This window comes from Stenotrophomonas sepilia, from assembly GCF_003244875.1.
Classification (GTDB): Bacteria; Pseudomonadota; Gammaproteobacteria; order Xanthomonadales; family Xanthomonadaceae; genus Stenotrophomonas; species Stenotrophomonas sepilia.
Map to the genome: position 1 here is coordinate 1 of NZ_LXXZ01000004.1, position 16,336 is coordinate 16,336.

Consider the following 16,336-nt stretch of genomic DNA (forward strand, 5'->3'; position numbering starts at 1 on the left):
GTTGACGTGCGGCTTGGTGCGTTCGAACTTACCCTTTGCCATTGTTCTATACCTTGATTGTTCGTAAGTGGTTTCAAGAGAGGCTGAGCGAGGCTCAGCCCTTCTTCATGACGGCTTCGGCGATGTTGCTCGGAGCCGGCTCGTAGTGATCGAATTCCATGGTGAAGGTGGCGCGGCCCTGGGTCTGCGAACGCAGCGCAGTGGCGTAGCCGAACATTTCACCCAGCGGGATCATCGCGTTGATGATGCTGGCCGAACCGTCACCGGTGGTGTCGGAACCCTGCAGCACGCCGCGACGACGGCTGACGTCGCCCATCACGTCACCCTGGTAATCCTCCGGGGTCACGATCTCGACCTTCATGATCGGCTCCAGCAGCACCGGCTTGGCCTTGGCGAAGCCCTGCTTGAAGGCCATCGACGAAGCCAGCTTGAACGCCATTTCCGAGGAGTCGACGTCGTGGTACGAACCGAACACCAGCTTCACCTTGACGTCCACGACCGGGAAGCCAGCCAGCGGGCCGCTGGTGATGGTTTCGCGCAGGCCCTTCTCGACCGACGGGATGAATTCCTTCGGGATCACGCCGCCGGTGATGTCGTTGATGAACAGGAAGTCGTCCTTGATCATCGGAGCGATCTTCGGATCGGCACGGTCGGCAGCGGTGATCGGCGACAGCTCGATCACGACGTGACCGTACTGACCCTTACCACCGGACTGCTTGGCGTGCTTGTAGTCCGACTTGACGTCGGCCAGGGTGATGGTTTCGCGGTAGGCCACCTGCGGCGCGCCGACGTTGGCTTCAACGTTGAACTCGCGCTTCAGGCGGTCAACGATGATGTCCAGGTGCAGCTCGCCCATGCCCGAGATGATGGTCTGGCCGGATTCTTCGTCGGTCTTGACGCGGAACGACGGATCTTCCTGCGCCAGGCGGCCCAGGGCCAGGCCCATCTTTTCCTGGTCCGACTTGGTCTTCGGCTCGACGGCCATCGAGATCACCGGCTCCGGGAACGTCATGCGCTCCAGGATGATCGGGGCGTCCACGGCGCACAGGGTGTCACCGGTGGTGGTGTCCTTCAGGCCCACGGCAGCGGCGATGTCACCAGCCAGAACTTCCTTGATTTCCTCGCGGTTGTTCGAGTGCATCTGCAGGATGCGGCCGATGCGCTCCTTCTTGCCCTTCACCGAGTTCAGCACGGTGTCGCCACCGTTCAGGGTGCCCGAGTAGACACGGAAGAAGGTCAGCGCGCCGACGAACGGGTCGGTGATGATCTTGAAGGCCAGCGACGAGAACGGAGCCTTGTCGTCCGACTTGCGGGTCATTTCGACGGTGTCGTCGTCAACGTCCACGCCCTTCACGTCCGGCACGTCGACCGGCGACGGCAGCAGCTGGATCACGCCGTCCAGCATGGCCTGCACGCCCTTGTTCTTGAAGGCCGAGCCGCAGTACATCGGCACGATCTCGGTGGCCAGGGTGCGGGTACGCAGGGCGTTGATGATTTCAGCCTCGGCCAGCTCTTCGCCGCCCAGGTACTTTTCCATCAGCTCTTCGCTGGCTTCGGCAGCGGTCTCGACCATGAACTGGCGAGCCTCTTCAGCCGGGCCCTGCAGTTCGGCCGGGATGTCGCTGTATTCGAACTTCATGCCCTGCGAAGCTTCATCCCAGTGGATGGCCTTCATCTTCAGCAGGTCGACGACGCCCTTGAAGTTGTCTTCAGCGCCGATCGGCAGCTGCATCGGCACGGCAACCGCACCCAGCTTGGCCTTCAGCTGGCCGACGACCTTCTGGAAGTTGGCACCGGTGCGGTCCATCTTGTTGACGAACGCGATGCGCGGCACGTGGTACTTGTTTGCCTGGCGCCACACGGTTTCCGACTGCGGCTGCACGCCACCGACGGCGCACAGGACGAAGACGGCACCGTCGAGCACGCGCAGCGAACGCTCCACTTCGATGGTGAAGTCGACGTGCCCGGGGGTGTCGATGATGTTGAAGCGGTGCTCCGGCAGGGACTTGTCCATGCCCTTCCAGAACGCGGTGGTGGCAGCGGACTGGATCGTGATGCCACGCTCCTGCTCCTGCTCCATCCAGTCCATGGTGGCGGCGCCGTCGTGCACTTCACCGATCTTGTGGCTCTTGCCGGTGTAGAACAGGATGCGCTCGGACGTGGTGGTCTTGCCGGCATCGATGTGAGCCATGATGCCGAAGTTACGGTAACGCTCGATGGGAGTGGAACGGGCCACGGGAGCCTCTCAGATTTCTTGGATTTCGGATGGCCGAACGCCGCCTTTCGGCGGCCTTCGGATTGGCGCAGTCCTTCTGGGACCGCGAGGCAGCACGCACCGAAGTGGTGCTGCCCTGCCTGTTTTACAAGGCCGTCAAACTCACCAGCGGTAGTGCGCGAATGCCTTGTTGGCTTCGGCCATGCGGTGGGTTTCTTCGCGCTTCTTGATGGCGCCGCCGCGGTTTTCCGAGGCGTCGATCAGTTCAGCAGCCAGCTTCTTCGGCATGGTGTTCTCACCACGCTTGCGCGCGGAGTCGATCAGCCAGCGCATGGCCAGGGCCATCTTGCGCGACGAACGCACTTCGACCGGCACCTGGTAGGTGGCACCACCGACGCGGCGCGACTTGACTTCGACCGCCGGAGCGACGTTGTCCAGAGCCTTCTGCACCAGTTCAATGGCGTTGGCGCTGCTGTTCTTCTCGGTGATCACGTCCATGGCGCCGTACACGATCTTTTCGGCGACGGACTTCTTGCCGCTCTGCATGACCATGTTGATGAAACGGGCGATGGTTTCGCTTCCGTGCTTCGGATCGGGCAGGACGGAACGCTGCGGAGTATTACCCTTACGCGACATAGTGCTCTCTCCTTATGCCTTCGGACGCTTGGCGCCGTACTTGGAACGGGCCTGGCGACGCTTGGCAACGCCGGCGGCGTCGAGCGAGCCACGAACGGTGTGGTAACGCACACCCGGCAGGTCCTTGACGCGACCGCCGCGGATCAGGACCACGGAGTGCTCCTGCAGGTTGTGGCCTTCACCACCGATGTAGGAAATCACTTCTTCCTGGTTGGTCAGGCGGACCTTGGCAACCTTGCGCAGAGCCGAGTTCGGCTTCTTCGGAGTGGTGGTGTAGACACGGGTGCAGACGCCACGGCGCTGCGGGCACTTGTCGAGCGCCGGCGAGGCACTCTTGTAGGTGGTCGCTTGCCGCGGCTTGCGGACCAGCTGGTTGATCGTCGCCATCAGTAGGTTCTTCTGATTGGTGGCCGGAAAATCCGGCCAGAGATGCGGAAATGTTAAAGCAGGCCGAAATTTTGGCCTGCTGAGACAGACGATTGTAGCAACCTGCAAGGAAAGCAGTCAAACGCCTCCTGTCAAGCCCGTCCCTGATCCCGGGACGTTACTGGGGGGCCTCCATGTACCCCGTTCAGGTTGGCTGGGTCGATCGCGGACGATCTCCCCTGCCCTTTCCCAATCCCATCGATGGACCGACGGGGTGGTCCGGCCTTGCGGCCGGACCGGATACCTCATTCTTCGCCCGAGGCCTGTTCAGCTTCGGCTTCAACCACCGGGGACTCGACCGCAGCCGGGGTGCCGGCCAGGGTCTGCATTTCCGAGTCGGTGAGACCGGAAGCGCCGCGACGGCGGCTGCTGTGGTAGGACAGGCCGGTACCGGCCGGAATCAGGCGGCCGACGATGACGTTTTCCTTCAGGCCACGCAGGTTGTCCTTGGTACCGCGGACGGCAGCCTCGGTCAGCACTCGGGTGGTCTCCTGGAAGGAGGCCGCCGAGATGAACGATTCGGTCGCCAGCGAGGCCTTGGTGATACCCAGCAGGACCGGATCGAAGCGCGCCGGCAGTTCGTTGCGGGTCGACAGGCGCGCATTCTCCTCGATAACGCGCTGGCGCTCCACCTGTTCGCCGTTCAGGAACTTGCTGCTGCCCTGGTCGGTGATCTCGACCTTGCGCAGCATCTGGCGGGTGATCACCTCGATGTGCTTGTCGTTGATCTTCACGCCCTGCAGGCGGTACACGTCCTGGATTTCCTTGACCAGGTAGGCAGCCAGCGGCTCGACACCCAGCAGGCGCAGGATGTCCTGCGGGCTCGGCTCGCCGTCCACGATGGTTTCACCCTTGGTGACATGCTCGCCTTCGAACACGATGACCTGGCGGTACTTCGGGATCAGCTCTTCGTGCTCCGAACCATCAGTGTCCTTGATGATCAGGCGCTGCTTGCCCTTGGTGTCCTTGCCGAAGCTGATGATGCCCGAACGCTCGGCCAGCACCGCTGGATCCTTCGGCTTGCGCGCTTCGAACAGGTCGGCCACGCGCGGCAGACCACCGGTGATGTCGCGGGTCTTCGACGCTTCCTGCGGGATCTTGGCGACGACGTCGCCCACGCCCACCGGGGCGCCGTCCTGCAGGTTGACGATCGAACGCGGCGGCAGCAGGTACTGCGCCGGCAGGTCGGTGCCCGGGATCGACAGGTCGTTGCCCTTGGCGTCGACGATGCGCACGATCGGGCGCAGGTCCTTGGCCTGGGTACCACGACGCTTCGGATCGGTGATTTCGCGCGAGGCCAGGCCGGTCAGCTCGTCGGTCTTCTCGATGACGGTGACGCCGTCGACGAAGTCGATGAAGCGGATGAAGCCGGCCACTTCCGACACGATCGGGTGGTTATGCGGATCCCAGTTGGCCACGGTCTGGCCAGCCTTGATCGCATCACCGTCCTTGGACGTGATGGTCGCACCGTACGGCAGCTTGTAACGCTCACGCTCACGGCCGTGCGCATCGAGCACCGAGATTTCGCCCGAGCGCGACACCGCCACCAGCGAGCCGTTGGCGTGCTCCACGGACTTGAGGTTGCTGAACTTGACCGAGCCGGTGGTCTTGACGGTGATGTTGTCGACCGCAGCAGCTCGCGACGCCGCACCACCGATGTGGAACGTACGCATGGTCAGCTGGGTACCCGGCTCACCGATGGACTGGGCGGCGATGACGCCGACCGCTTCACCGATGTTGACCAGGTGGCCACGCGCCAGGTCGCGGCCGTAGCAGCGCGAGCAGACACCGAAGGCCGATTCACAGGAGATGGTCGAGCGGACCTTGATGGTCTGCACGCCGGCATCTTCCAGCTTGGCAACCCAGGCTTCGTCCAGCAGGGTGTTGCGGGTGACGATCGGATCTTCGTCGTTGCCCGGCAGGAACACGTCCTCGGCAACCACGCGGCCCAGCACGCGATCCTTCAGCGGCTCGACCACGTCGCCGCCTTCCACGATCGGGGTCATGATCAGGCCTTCGGTGGTACCGCAATCCACTTCGGTGATCACCACGTCCTGCGCCACGTCGACCAGGCGACGGGTCAGGTAACCCGAGTTCGCGGTCTTCAGCGCGGTATCGGCCAGACCCTTACGGGCACCGTGGGTGGAGTTGAAGTACTCCTGCACGTTCAGGCCTTCGCGGAAGTTCGCCTTGATGGGCGTCTCGATGATCGAGCCGTCCGGGCGGGCCATCAGGCCACGCATGCCGGCCAGCTGACGGATCTGCGCCTGCGAACCACGCGCACCGGAGTCGGCCATGATGTACAGCGAGTTCATCGACTTCTGGTCGATGGTCTCGCCCTTGGCATTGACGACCTTCTCGGTACCGATGGTGTCCATCATCGCCTTGGCGATGCGCTCGTTGGTGCGCGACCAGATGTCGACCACCTTGTTGTAGCGCTCGCCGGCGGTGACCAGGCCCGACTGGTACTGCTCCTGGATTTCCAGCACTTCGGCTTCGGCCTCGGTGAGGATGCCCTTCTTCTCGTCCGGGATCAGCATGTCGTCGATGCCGATCGAGACGCCGGCGCGGGTCGCATAGGCGAAGCCGGTGTACATCAGCTTGTCGGCGAACACGACCGTGTCCTTCAGGCCGAGCTGGCGGTAGCTGGAGTTGATCAGGCGGCTGATGTTCTTCTTGGTCAGCTCGACATTGGCCAGCGCGAACGGCAGGCCTTCCGGCAGGATTTCAGCCAGCAGGGCGCGACCGATCGTGGTGTCCACGATCGAGGTCTTGTTCTGCTTGTTGCCGTCTTCGTCGGTCACCACCTCGGTGATGCGGACCTTGACCTTGGCGTGCAGTTCCACCACGCGGTTGTCGTAGGCGCGCTTGACTTCGGCGATGTTGGCGAAGGCCATGCCCTCGCCCTTCTTGTTCTCCAGCGAGCGGGTCATGTAGTACAGACCCAGCACGACGTCCTGCGACGGCACGATGATCGGCTCGCCGTTGGCCGGCGACAGGATGTTGTTGGTCGACATCATCAGCGCACGCGCTTCCAGCTGGGCTTCCAGCGAGAGCGGCACGTGGACGGCCATCTGGTCACCGTCGAAGTCGGCGTTGAACGCGGTGCAGACCAGCGGGTGCAGCTGGATGGCCTTGCCCTCGATCAGTACCGGCTCGAACGCCTGGATGCCCAGGCGGTGCAGGGTCGGCGCACGGTTCAGCATCACCGGATGCTCGCGGATGACCTCTTCCAGGATGTCCCAGACTTCGGCTTCTTCGCGCTCGACCAGCTTCTTGGCGGCCTTGATGGTGGTGGCCAGGCCACGACGCTGCAGCTTGGCGAAGACGAACGGCTTGAACAGCTCAAGCGCCATCTTCTTCGGCAGGCCGCACTGGTGCAGGCGCAGGTACGGGCCGACCACGATGACCGAACGGCCCGAGTAGTCGACGCGCTTGCCGAGCAGGTTCTGGCGGAAGCGGCCCTGCTTGCCCTTGATCATGTCGGCCAGCGACTTCAGCGGGCGCTTGTTGGTGCCGGTGATGGCACGACCGCGGCGGCCGTTGTCCAGCAGTGCATCGACCGATTCCTGCAGCATGCGCTTTTCATTGCGCACGATGATGTCCGGCGCGCTCAGTTCGAGCAGGCGGCGCAGGCGGTTGTTGCGGTTGATGACGCGGCGGTACAGGTCGTTCAGGTCGGAGGTCGCGAAGCGGCCGCCATCCAGCGGGACCAGCGGACGCAGGTCCGGCGGCAGCACCGGCAGCACGGTCATGACCATCCATTCCGGACGGTTGCCCGATTCCAGGAAGGCTTCGATCAGCTTGATGCGCTTGGTGAGGCGCTTGAGCTTGGTTTCCGAACCGGTAGCGGCGATCTCCTCGCGCAGGCGGGTCATCTCCGACTGCAGGTCGATCGTGCGCAGCAGTTCGTAGACGGCCTCGGCGCCCATGGCGGCGTCGAAGTCGTCGCCGTGCTCCTGGCGGGCCTGCAGGTACTGTTCTTCGGTCAGCAGCTGGCGGCGCTCCAGGGCGGTCAGGCCCGGCTCGGTCACCACGTACGCTTCGAAGTACAGCACGCGCTCGATGTCGCGCAGGGTCATGTCCAGCATCAGGCCAATGCGCGACGGCAGCGACTTGAGGAACCAGATGTGCGCGACCGGCGAAGCCAGGTCGATGTGGCCCATGCGCTCACGACGCACCTTGGCCAGGGTCACTTCGGTGCCGCACTTTTCGCAGACCACGCCGCGGTGCTTCATGCGCTTGTACTTGCCGCACAGGCACTCGTAGTCCTTCACCGGGCCGAAGATGGCGGCGCAGAACAGGCCGTCGCGTTCCGGCTTGAAGGTACGGTAGTTGATGGTTTCCGGCTTCTTCACTTCGCCGAAGGACCACGAACGGATCAGGTCCGGCGAGGCCAGCGCGATCTTGATCGCGTCGAAGTCCAGCGTCTGGCGCTGCTGGTTGAAGAGGTTGAGCAGGTCTTTCATGGTGTTCTCCAGAAGGAGGAATGCTGTGTCGATGGGCTTTCAGTTCACTGCCAGCGGCGCGGCGGCGGACCGCCGCGCCGGCATGGATCAGTTGTCTTCCAGTTCCATGTTGATGGCCAGCGAGCGGATTTCCTTCACGAGCACGTTGAAGGATTCCGGCATGCCCGCGACCATCTCGTGCTCGCCGTCGACGATGTTCTTGTACATCTGGTTGCGGCCCTGCACGTCATCGGACTTCACCGTCAGCATTTCCTGCAGGGTGTAGGCCGCGCCGTAGGCTTCCAGCGCCCAGACTTCCATTTCACCGAAGCGCTGGCCGCCGAACTGCGCCTTGCCGCCCAGCGGCTGCTGGGTGACGAGCGAGTACGGACCGGTCGAACGGGCGTGCATCTTGTCGTCGACCAGGTGGTTCAGCTTCAGGTAGTGCATGTAACCGACGGTGGTATGGCGGTCGAAGGCTTCACCGGTGCGGCCGTCGTACAGCTGGGTCTGGCCACTGCTCGGCAGGTCGGCCAGTTCCAGCATGCGCTTGATTTCCGCTTCGGTGGCGCCGTCGAAGACCGGGGTGGCCATCGGCACGCCGTCGGTCAGGTTGCGGGCCAGGCGCAGCAGTTCCTCGTCGCTGAACTGCGACAGGTCGACACGGTTGGCCACGTTGGTGTCGTCGTGGTTGTAGATGTCGTCCAGGAACTTGCGCAGGTCGGCCACCGCGGCCTGGGCTTCCAGCATCGCCTGGATCTTGCGACCCAGGCCCTTGGCGGCCCAGCCCAGGTGCACTTCCAGGATCTGGCCGATGTTCATACGCGACGGCACGCCCAGCGGGTTCAGCACGATGTCCACGGTCTCGCCCGAGGCCATGTACGGCATGTCCTCGACCGGCACCACGTTGGACACCACACCCTTGTTGCCGTGGCGGCCTGCCATCTTGTCGCCCGGCTGGATGCGGCGCTTCACCGCCAGGAACACCTTGACCATCTTCAGCACGCCCGGGGCGAGGTCGTCGCCCGCGGTGATCTTGCCGCGCTTGTCGGCGAAGCGACGCTCGAATTCCTTCTCGTGCGCCTGGATCTGCTTCTGGGCGCGCTCGATGGCTTCCGAGGCGTCCTCGTCCTTCATGCGCAGGGCGAACCAGTCAGACTTCTTCAGGCCGTCGAGGAAGGCGTCGGTGATCACGTCACCCTTCTTCAGGCCAGCACCACCATTGACCACCTTGCCCACGATCTGCGAACGCAGACGCATGTAGATGGCCGCTTCCAGGATGCGGAACTGGTCATCGAAGTCCTTCTTGACGCGCTTGATTTCGGACTCTTCGATCTGGCGCGCGCGCTTGTCCTTCTCGATGCCGTCGCGGGTGAAGACCTGCACGTCGATGACGGTGCCGTCCATGCCCGGCGGAACGCGCAGCGAGCTGTCCTTAACGTCCGAAGCCTTCTCGCCGAAGATCGCGCGCAGCAGCTTCTCTTCCGGGGTCAGCTGGCTTTCGCCCTTCGGGGTGACCTTGCCGACCAGGATGTCGCCGGCGCGCACTTCGGCACCGATGTACACCACGCCGCTCTCGTCCAGGCGGTTCAGCGCCTGCTCGGAGACGTTCGGGATGTCGGCGGAGATTTCCTCCGGCCCCAGCTTGGTGTCACGCGCGACGCAGGTCAGCTCTTCGATGTGGATCGTGGTGTAGCGATCCTCTTCCACCACGCGCTCGGAGAGCAGGATGGAGTCTTCGAAGTTGTAGCCGTTCCACGGCATGAACGCGATCAGCATGTTCTGGCCCAGGGCCAGCTCGCCGATGTCGGTGGACGGACCGTCGGCCAGCACGTCACCGCGGGCGATGACGTCACCCACCTGGACCAGCGGACGCTGGTTGATGCAGGTGTTCTGGTTCGACCGGGTGTACTTGACCAGGTTGTAGATGTCCACGCCGGCGTCGGTGGCGCCAACGATCTCTTCCTCATTGACCTTGACCACGATGCGGGCGGCGTCGATCTGCACGATCTCACCACCACGACGGGCGTTCACGGTCACACCCGAGTCACGCGCCACGGCGCGCTCGATGCCGGTACCGACCAGCGGCTTCTGCGAACGCAGGGTCGGCACGGCCTGACGCTGCATGTTGGCGCCCATCAGTGCGCGGTTCGCGTCATCGTGCTCCAGGAACGGAACCAGCGCGGCCGCGATCGAGACGGTCTGCATCGGCGAAACGTCCATGAAGTGGACTTCCGCCGGCGGCTTCAGCAGCGATTCGCCCTGGAAGCGGCACGGAACGAACTGCTCGGTCAGGGTGCCCTTGGCGTCGGTCAGCGCGTTGGCCTGCGCAATGACGTACTCGTTCTCTTCAATGGCCGACAGGAACTCGACTTCGTCATAGACCTTGCCGTCCACGACCTTGCGGTACGGGGTCTCGAGGAAACCGTACTTGTTGGTGCGGGCGTACACGGCCAGCGAGTTGATCAGGCCGATGTTCGGGCCTTCCGGGGTTTCGATGGTGCAGACGCGGCCGTAATGGGTCGGGTGCACGTCGCGCACTTCGAAGCCGGCGCGCTCACGGGTCAGGCCGCCCGGGCCCAGGGCCGAGACGCGACGCTTGTGCGTCACTTCCGACAGCGGGTTGTTCTGGTCCATGAACTGCGACAGCTGCGAGGAGCCGAAGAACTCCTTGATGGCAGCGGCGACCGGCTTGGCGTTGATCAGTTCCTGCGGGGTCAGGCCTTCCGATTCGGCCATCGACAGGCGCTCCTTGACCGCACGCTCGACGCGGACCAGGCCGACGCGGAACACGTTCTCGGCCATTTCGCCGACCGAACGCACGCGACGGTTGCCCAGGTGATCGATGTCGTCGACCACGCCGCGACCGTTGCGGATCTCGGTCAGGACCTTGATCACGTCCAGGATGTCGGAGCTTTCGCCGTGGGCAGCGACCAGGCGCTTGGACTCTTCGTCGTTGCGCTCGCCGAAGTACTTGCTGTCGTACAGCACGGCTTCGCCGGTGGTTTCCTTGCGGCCCACGCGACGGTTGAACTTCATGCGGCCGACCGCGGACAGGTCGTAGCGCTCGAAGGTGAAGAACAGGTTGTGGAACAGGTTCTGCGCGGCATCCTTGGTCGGCGGCTCGCCCGGACGCATCATGCGGTAGATCTCGACCAGGGCTTCCAGCTGGGTCTTGGTCGGGTCGATACGCAGGGTGTTGGACAGGTACGGGCCACGATCCAGGTCGTTCACCCACAGGGTGCCCACGGCATCCACACCGGCCTTGCGGAAGGCCTGCAGCTGCTCGTCCGTGATCTCGTCGTTGGCCTGGGCCAGCAGTTCGCCGGTCGAGGCATCGACCACGTCGTGCGACAGGATGCGGCCGACGATGTAGTCGTCCGGCACGGCCAGGGCGGCGATGCCCGAGGCTTCCAGCTGCTTGATGTGGCGCGCGGTGATGCGCTTGCCGGCTTCCACGATGACCTTGTCGCCGTCGGCGAGGTCGAAGCCCAGGGTCTCGCCACGCAGGCGCTCCGGCACCAGCTCCAGCTGGACGCCTTCATCCGGGTTGATGTGGAAGGTGTTGATCTCGAAGAACTCGGCCAGCATCTCTTCGTTGCTGTAGCCGAGCGCGCGCAGCAGGATCGACACCGGCAGCTTGCGGCGGCGGTCGATACGGGTGAACAGCGCGTCCTTCGGGTCGAACTCGAAGTCCAGCCAGGAGCCGCGGTAGGGAATGATGCGGGCGCTGTACAGCAGCTTGCCCGAGCTGTGGGTCTTGCCACGGTCGTGGTCGAAGAACACGCCCGGCGAGCGGTGCAGCTGGGAGACGATGACGCGCTCGGTGCCGTTGACGATGAAGGTGCCGTTCTCGGTCATCAGCGGGATTTCGCCCAGATAGACCTCCTGCTCCTTCACGTACTTGATGGCCTTGGTCGACGACTCACGGTCGTAGATCACCAGGCGCACGGTCACGCGCAGCGGGGCGCCGTAGCTCATGCCGCGCTGGCGGCACTCACGCTCGTCGAAGACCGGTTCGCCCAGCTTGTAGCCGACGTATTCCAGGGCAGCGTTGCCGCTGTAGCTGGCGATCGGGAAGACCGACTTCAGCGCAGCGTGCAGGCCGTGGTCCGTGCGCTTGGCCGGATCGACGTTTTCCTGCAGGAATTCACGATAGGAATCCACCTGGATGGCGAGCAGGAACGGCACTTCGAGAATCGAGCGCTGCTTGCCGAAATCCTTGCGGATACGCTTTTTTTCGGTGAACGAATAGGACGTCATGAGGTCTTCCACCTTGTTGTGCGGATCGTGCGCCCACGATCCGAAGGGAACTTGAAATTGTCAGTTGGAAGTCGCTGGTATTGCCGGCACCAGCACGCCTTCTCCCGCTACTTCCAACTGCCAACTCGTCTGCTACCACTCCCCCGCTGCCGCGCTCGGCGCTGGCCTGCCGGGGTTTGACTGCAGCCCGTGTTGGGCTTTTTCCTGCATTTTTCACATCCACGCATGGCGCGGATCTACAACACCGCAACAACGACCAAAGGCCGGGGGCTTACGCCCCCAGCCTTGGCTGCATCGCCGCGAATCGGTGACGATGCAAGGTAACTGCTTACTTGACTTCGACAGTCGCGCCAGCAGCTTCCAGGTCCTTCTTCATCTTCTCGGCTTCTTCCTTCGAAGCGTTGTCCTTCAGGACGCCGCCGGCTTCGGCCAGGTCCTTCGCTTCCTTCAGGCCCAGGCCGGTGATGGCGCGGACGGCCTTGATGACTTCGACCTTCTTCTCGCCGGCAGTCTTCAGGGTGACGACGAATTCGGTCTGCTCTTCAACAGCAGCAGCCGGGCCAGCGGCAGCAGCCACGGCAACCGGAGCAGCGGCGGAGACGCCGAACTTCTCTTCGATGGCCTTGACCAGCTCCATCACTTCCATCAGGGACTTCTCGGCGATGGCGTCGACGATCTGTTCGTTGGTAAGGGACATGATTAATACCTTTGGATGATTTTCTGGATTGAGGTTCCGTCAGGAACCACGGTAAGTCGAAACTCAGGCGGTCTCGGCGGCCGGCTCGGCAGCGTCAGCGGCGACATCGCCACCACCCTGCTTCTCGCCAACGGCCTTGATGGCGCGGGCAAACATCGTGACCGGCTCGGTCAGGACGCGGGCCAGCATGGCCAGGGCCTGGTCGCGGGTCGGCAGCGAGGCCAGCACTTCGACGTGGCTTGCCGGGAACACTTCGCCACCGATGGCGACGACCTTAGCCTTCAGCTTGTCGTTGCCCTTGGCGGCTTCCTTGATCAGGCGACCGGCAGCGCCGGGCTCCTCGAGCGAGAACGCGTACAGCAGCGGACCAACCATCTGGTCCTGGGCGACTGCGAACTCGGTGCCTTCAACGGCGCGCGAAGCCAGGGTGTTCTTGACAACCTTCAAGAAAACACCGGTTTCACGAGCCTGCTTGCGCATCGCGGTCATCTGGGCGACCGTGGTGCCAGCGTATTCGGCTGCGATCAAGGAGTGGGCCTTGGCGGCGACGTCTGCCAGCTCGGCGACTACTTCTTGCTTCTGGGACAGATTGAGAGCCATTGCACTCCTCCTATTGAACTCCGCTTACGGCTCCTGCCGTGTGCGGTCCTGTGCGGCATCCATCCTGGACGCCGGGAACATCGGGATGATGTTCCGGGGGTGGGCCGTTCTAGACCTGGAGTGGGCCAACCTGGGAAACCCAGACGTGCGTGAACCAGAAAAACTCCAGAAGGGCACCATCTACGCAGGGTGATTCCGGGGAATCGATTAAGCGCTCCTGACTGCTCCGGCGGCGACTCCTTGCCAGATCGAGCTTCCATGCCCGTCGCCGGTATTGCCACGACCGCGCCTGCGGTCTTTGACGGCTACCGCGGGCGATGCACTGCCAGCGATGCCTTCAAATGTCACGGTCACGGCACCGTGGGGCACCGTGACCGCTTGAAACAATTACTTCAGGGTCAGCGACGACTGGTCGACGGTGACGCCCGGGCCCATCGTCGAGCTGACCGAAACCTTCTGCAGGTAGGTGCCCTTCGAGGTGGCCGGCTTGGCCTTGATCAGGTCCAGCAGCAGCGCGGTCAGGTTCGACTTCAGCGCGTCTTCGGCGAAGTCGGCCTTGCCGATGGTGCAGTGGATGATGCCGGCCTTGTCGGTGCGGTAACGGACCTGACCCGACTTGGCGTTCTTCACGGCTTCACCCGGGTTCGGGGAAACGGTGCCGACCTTCGGGTTCGGCATCAGGCCGCGCGGGCCCAGCACGGTGCCCAGCTTACCGACGACGCGCATGGCGTCCGGGGTCGCGATGACGACGTCGTAGTTCAGATCGCCGGCCTGCATCTTCTCGGCCAGGTCATCCATACCGACGGCGTCGGCGCCGGCAGCCAGGGCTTCGTCAGCCTTGGCACCGGCCGGAGCGAACACGGCGACGCGGACCGACTTGCCGGTACCGGCCGGCAGCACGGTGGAGCCACGGACCTGCTGGTCGGACTTCTTCGCATCGACGCCCAGGCGCACGGCGACGTCGATCGACTCGACGAACTTGGCCTTGGTGGCGGTCTTCAGGATGTTGATCGCGTCCTCGAAGGCGTATGCCTTGCCCGGAACGACGGCGGCCTTGATGGCCTTCTCACGCTTGGTCTGTGCCATCTTATTAACCCTCCACCACGAGGCCCATGGAACGGGCAGAGCCAGCGATGGTACGCACGGCGGCGTCCAGGTCGGCGGCAGTCAGATCCGGTTCCTTCGCCTTGGCGATCTCTTCCAGCTGCTTACGGGTGACCTTGCCGACCTTCTCGGTGTTCGGGCGCTTGGAGCCCGACGAGATGCCAGCGGCCTTCTTCAGCAGGGTGGTAGCCGGGGTGCTCTTGGTGATGAAGGTGAACGTACGGTCCGAGTAGGCCGTGATGATCACCGGAACCGGCAGACCCGGCTCGAGCTTCTGCGTGGCAGCGTTGAACGCCTTGCAGAATTCCATGATGTTCAGGCCACGCTGACCCAGCGCAGGACCGACCGGCGGCGAGGGGTTGGCCTGACCGGCCTTCACCTGCAGCTTGATGTAACCGACAACTTTCTTTGCCATGTGAGTGCTCTCCGGGTGCTAGCGCCTTTCGACAACAGGCTCCCCATCGGACCGGGAATCACGCGTCCCGGCATCGCGTTTTGAAATCATGCTGAAGGCCACCTTGCGGCGGCCTCGTCCTGCTGGCTTCCCCAGCGGGGAGCCGCGCACTATAACAGGTTTTTTCTTCACATGCCTGAAGCGGCAGGTAAACGAACGGAACCGGGCCAGGCCCGGTTCCCTTTGGAGAGTCGAGCCATGCCCGACTACCGCGCCATCCAGACCCCGGAGTCGAGCATGGCTCGACTCGACAGGACAGGTCAGACGGCCTTTTCGACCTGGCCGAACTCGAGCTCGACCGGAGTGGCACGACCGAAGATCAGCACCGAGACGCGCAGACGGCTCTTCTCGTAGTTGACTTCTTCGACGACGCCATTGAAATCGTTGAACGGACCGTCGGTGACGCGGACCATCTGGCCCGGCTCGAACAGCACCTTCGGACGCGGCTTCTCGACACCTTCCTGAACGCGATTCAGGATGGCTTCGGCCTCGGAATCGGCGATCGGCAGCGGACGATCGGCGGTGCCGCCGATGAAGCCCATGACCCGCGGGGTTTCCTTGACCAGATGCCAGCTTTCGTTGTCGATGCGCGGAATGCCGGCTTCCTCGTGGGTCTCGATCTGGACCAGCACGTAACCCGGGAAGAACTTGCGCTCGGAACGGCGCTTCTGGCCGGCGCGCATCTCGACCACTTCCTCGGTCGGGACCAGGACGTCGCCGAAGCGCTCTTCCATGCCGTCACGGACGATGCGATCGCGCAGAGCCTGCGCCACCGACTTCTCGAAGCCCGAATAGGCGTGAACGACGTACCAACGCTTCATGCAATTCTCCTTAGCGGCTCAGGAACCACTGAGTCAGTTTCTGGATCAGGAAGTCGAAGCCACCCAGCAGAAGACTGAGGATGAGCACCACGACGATCACGACCCAGGTCATGCGGACGGCTTCCTGGCGCGTAGGCCAGACCACCTTGCGCAGTTCGAAGCGCGACTCGGAGAGGAATTCGCGGGTGTCGCGCCCCTTGCCGGTCAGCATGAACACGCCGATACCGCCAACCAGACCGACCACGACCGCCAATGCACGCAGCTGACCCGCCCACGCACCCAGCTGGGCGGCGCGACCGGAGTCGGCGGAGAACCAGAACCAGACGAACAGACCGGCCAGCACCAGCAGCGATGCGGCGACATACTTGACGATATCTCCACCGTTGGCGGAGTTGTCCTTGGAGTGTTCGATCTTGCTATTCATCCGGCTGTGTCTGCTTTAGCGGCCCAGGCCGCTGGATAAGGTGGGCAGATGGCACGCCAGGAGGGACTCGAACCCCCAACCTGCGGTTTTGGAGACCGCTGCTCTGCCAATTGAGCTACTGGCGTACGTTGAAAACTTGCCTTCCCTTAGACGGCGAAGGCGGACCGAGGTTCCCGGCCCGCCATTCGCGTAACCGGCGGCGCTATGCAACCACCGGTACTGCAGGCTTACTCGATGATCTTCGAGAC

General features: G+C 63.5%; 11 protein-coding genes and 1 tRNA gene. All 12 read right to left on the bottom strand.

What is annotated here, in order from left to right; all coding sequences use genetic code 11:
* Positions 1 to 94: 94 nt before the first annotated feature.
* The gene (gene fusA / locus A7X97_RS00590) at positions 95 to 2,236 is read right to left on the bottom strand and encodes an elongation factor G (protein ID WP_072167920.1); all 2,142 of its coding nucleotides are present in this window, start codon (positions 2,234 to 2,236) and stop codon (positions 95 to 97) included.
* Positions 2,237 to 2,377: 141 nt separating this feature from the next.
* A complete protein-coding gene (gene rpsG, locus A7X97_RS00595) occupies positions 2,378 to 2,851 on the bottom strand; it encodes a 30S ribosomal protein S7 (protein WP_004145321.1) in 474 nt (157 codons plus the stop codon).
* 12 nt (positions 2,852 to 2,863) lie between these two features.
* Positions 2,864 to 3,238, bottom strand: a complete 375-nt coding sequence (gene rpsL / locus A7X97_RS00600) for a 30S ribosomal protein S12 (protein ID WP_004145320.1) — start codon at positions 3,236 to 3,238, stop codon at positions 2,864 to 2,866.
* Between the two features lie 284 nt (positions 3,239 to 3,522).
* Entirely contained in the window at positions 3,523 to 7,746 is a 4,224-nt protein-coding gene (gene rpoC, locus A7X97_RS00605; protein ID WP_061480645.1) for a DNA-directed RNA polymerase subunit beta', read from the bottom strand.
* Positions 7,747 to 7,833: 87 nt separating this feature from the next.
* Positions 7,834 to 11,988 (bottom strand): DNA-directed RNA polymerase subunit beta, encoded by a 4,155-nt coding sequence (gene rpoB / locus A7X97_RS00610; RefSeq protein ID WP_005415409.1) that lies wholly within the window; start codon positions 11,986 to 11,988, stop codon positions 7,834 to 7,836.
* Between the two features lie 328 nt (positions 11,989 to 12,316).
* Complete coding sequence (rplL, locus tag A7X97_RS00615) at positions 12,317 to 12,685, bottom strand: 50S ribosomal protein L7/L12 (RefSeq protein ID WP_005415408.1); 369 nt, start codon at positions 12,683 to 12,685, stop codon at positions 12,317 to 12,319.
* A 63-nt stretch (positions 12,686 to 12,748) separates the two neighbouring features.
* The gene (gene rplJ / locus A7X97_RS00620) at positions 12,749 to 13,285 is read right to left on the bottom strand and encodes a 50S ribosomal protein L10 (RefSeq protein WP_010480377.1); all 537 of its coding nucleotides are present in this window, start codon (positions 13,283 to 13,285) and stop codon (positions 12,749 to 12,751) included.
* A 387-nt stretch (positions 13,286 to 13,672) separates the two neighbouring features.
* A complete protein-coding gene (gene rplA, locus A7X97_RS00630; RefSeq protein WP_005415407.1) occupies positions 13,673 to 14,371 on the bottom strand; it encodes a 50S ribosomal protein L1 in 699 nt (232 codons plus the stop codon).
* A gap of 4 nt (positions 14,372 to 14,375) precedes the next feature.
* Positions 14,376 to 14,804, bottom strand: a complete 429-nt coding sequence (gene rplK, locus A7X97_RS00635; protein ID WP_004145248.1) for a 50S ribosomal protein L11 — start codon at positions 14,802 to 14,804, stop codon at positions 14,376 to 14,378.
* A gap of 299 nt (positions 14,805 to 15,103) precedes the next feature.
* Complete coding sequence (gene nusG / locus A7X97_RS00640) at positions 15,104 to 15,664, bottom strand: transcription termination/antitermination protein NusG (RefSeq protein ID WP_004154362.1); 561 nt, start codon at positions 15,662 to 15,664, stop codon at positions 15,104 to 15,106.
* 10 nt (positions 15,665 to 15,674) lie between these two features.
* Positions 15,675 to 16,088, bottom strand: coding sequence for a preprotein translocase subunit SecE (gene secE / locus A7X97_RS00645; RefSeq protein WP_004145202.1), 414 nt, complete (start codon positions 16,086 to 16,088; stop codon positions 15,675 to 15,677).
* A 49-nt stretch (positions 16,089 to 16,137) separates the two neighbouring features.
* Positions 16,138 to 16,213: transfer RNA gene (locus tag A7X97_RS00650), tRNA-Trp, on the bottom strand.
* Between the last annotated feature and the right edge of the window lie 123 nt (positions 16,214 to 16,336).

Coding starts and splice junctions, on each gene's coding strand:
- rpsG (WP_004145321.1), bottom strand. CDS start 2,851: ATGTCGCGTAAGGGTAATACTCCGCAGCGTTCCGTCCTGCCCGATCCG.
- rpsL (WP_004145320.1), bottom strand. CDS start 3,238: ATGGCGACGATCAACCAGCTGGTCCGCAAGCCGCGGCAAGCGACCACC.
- rpoC (WP_061480645.1), bottom strand. CDS start 7,746: ATGAAAGACCTGCTCAACCTCTTCAACCAGCAGCGCCAGACGCTGGAC.
- rpoB (WP_005415409.1), bottom strand. CDS start 11,988: ATGACGTCCTATTCGTTCACCGAAAAAAAGCGTATCCGCAAGGATTTC.
- rplL (WP_005415408.1), bottom strand. CDS start 12,685: ATGTCCCTTACCAACGAACAGATCGTCGACGCCATCGCCGAGAAGTCC.
- rplJ (WP_010480377.1), bottom strand. CDS start 13,285: ATGGCTCTCAATCTGTCCCAGAAGCAAGAAGTAGTCGCCGAGCTGGCA.
- rplA (WP_005415407.1), bottom strand. CDS start 14,371: ATGGCACAGACCAAGCGTGAGAAGGCCATCAAGGCCGCCGTCGTTCCG.
- rplK (WP_004145248.1), bottom strand. CDS start 14,804: ATGGCAAAGAAAGTTGTCGGTTACATCAAGCTGCAGGTGAAGGCCGGT.
- nusG (WP_004154362.1), bottom strand. CDS start 15,664: ATGAAGCGTTGGTACGTCGTTCACGCCTATTCGGGCTTCGAGAAGTCG.
- secE (WP_004145202.1), bottom strand. CDS start 16,088: ATGAATAGCAAGATCGAACACTCCAAGGACAACTCCGCCAACGGTGGA.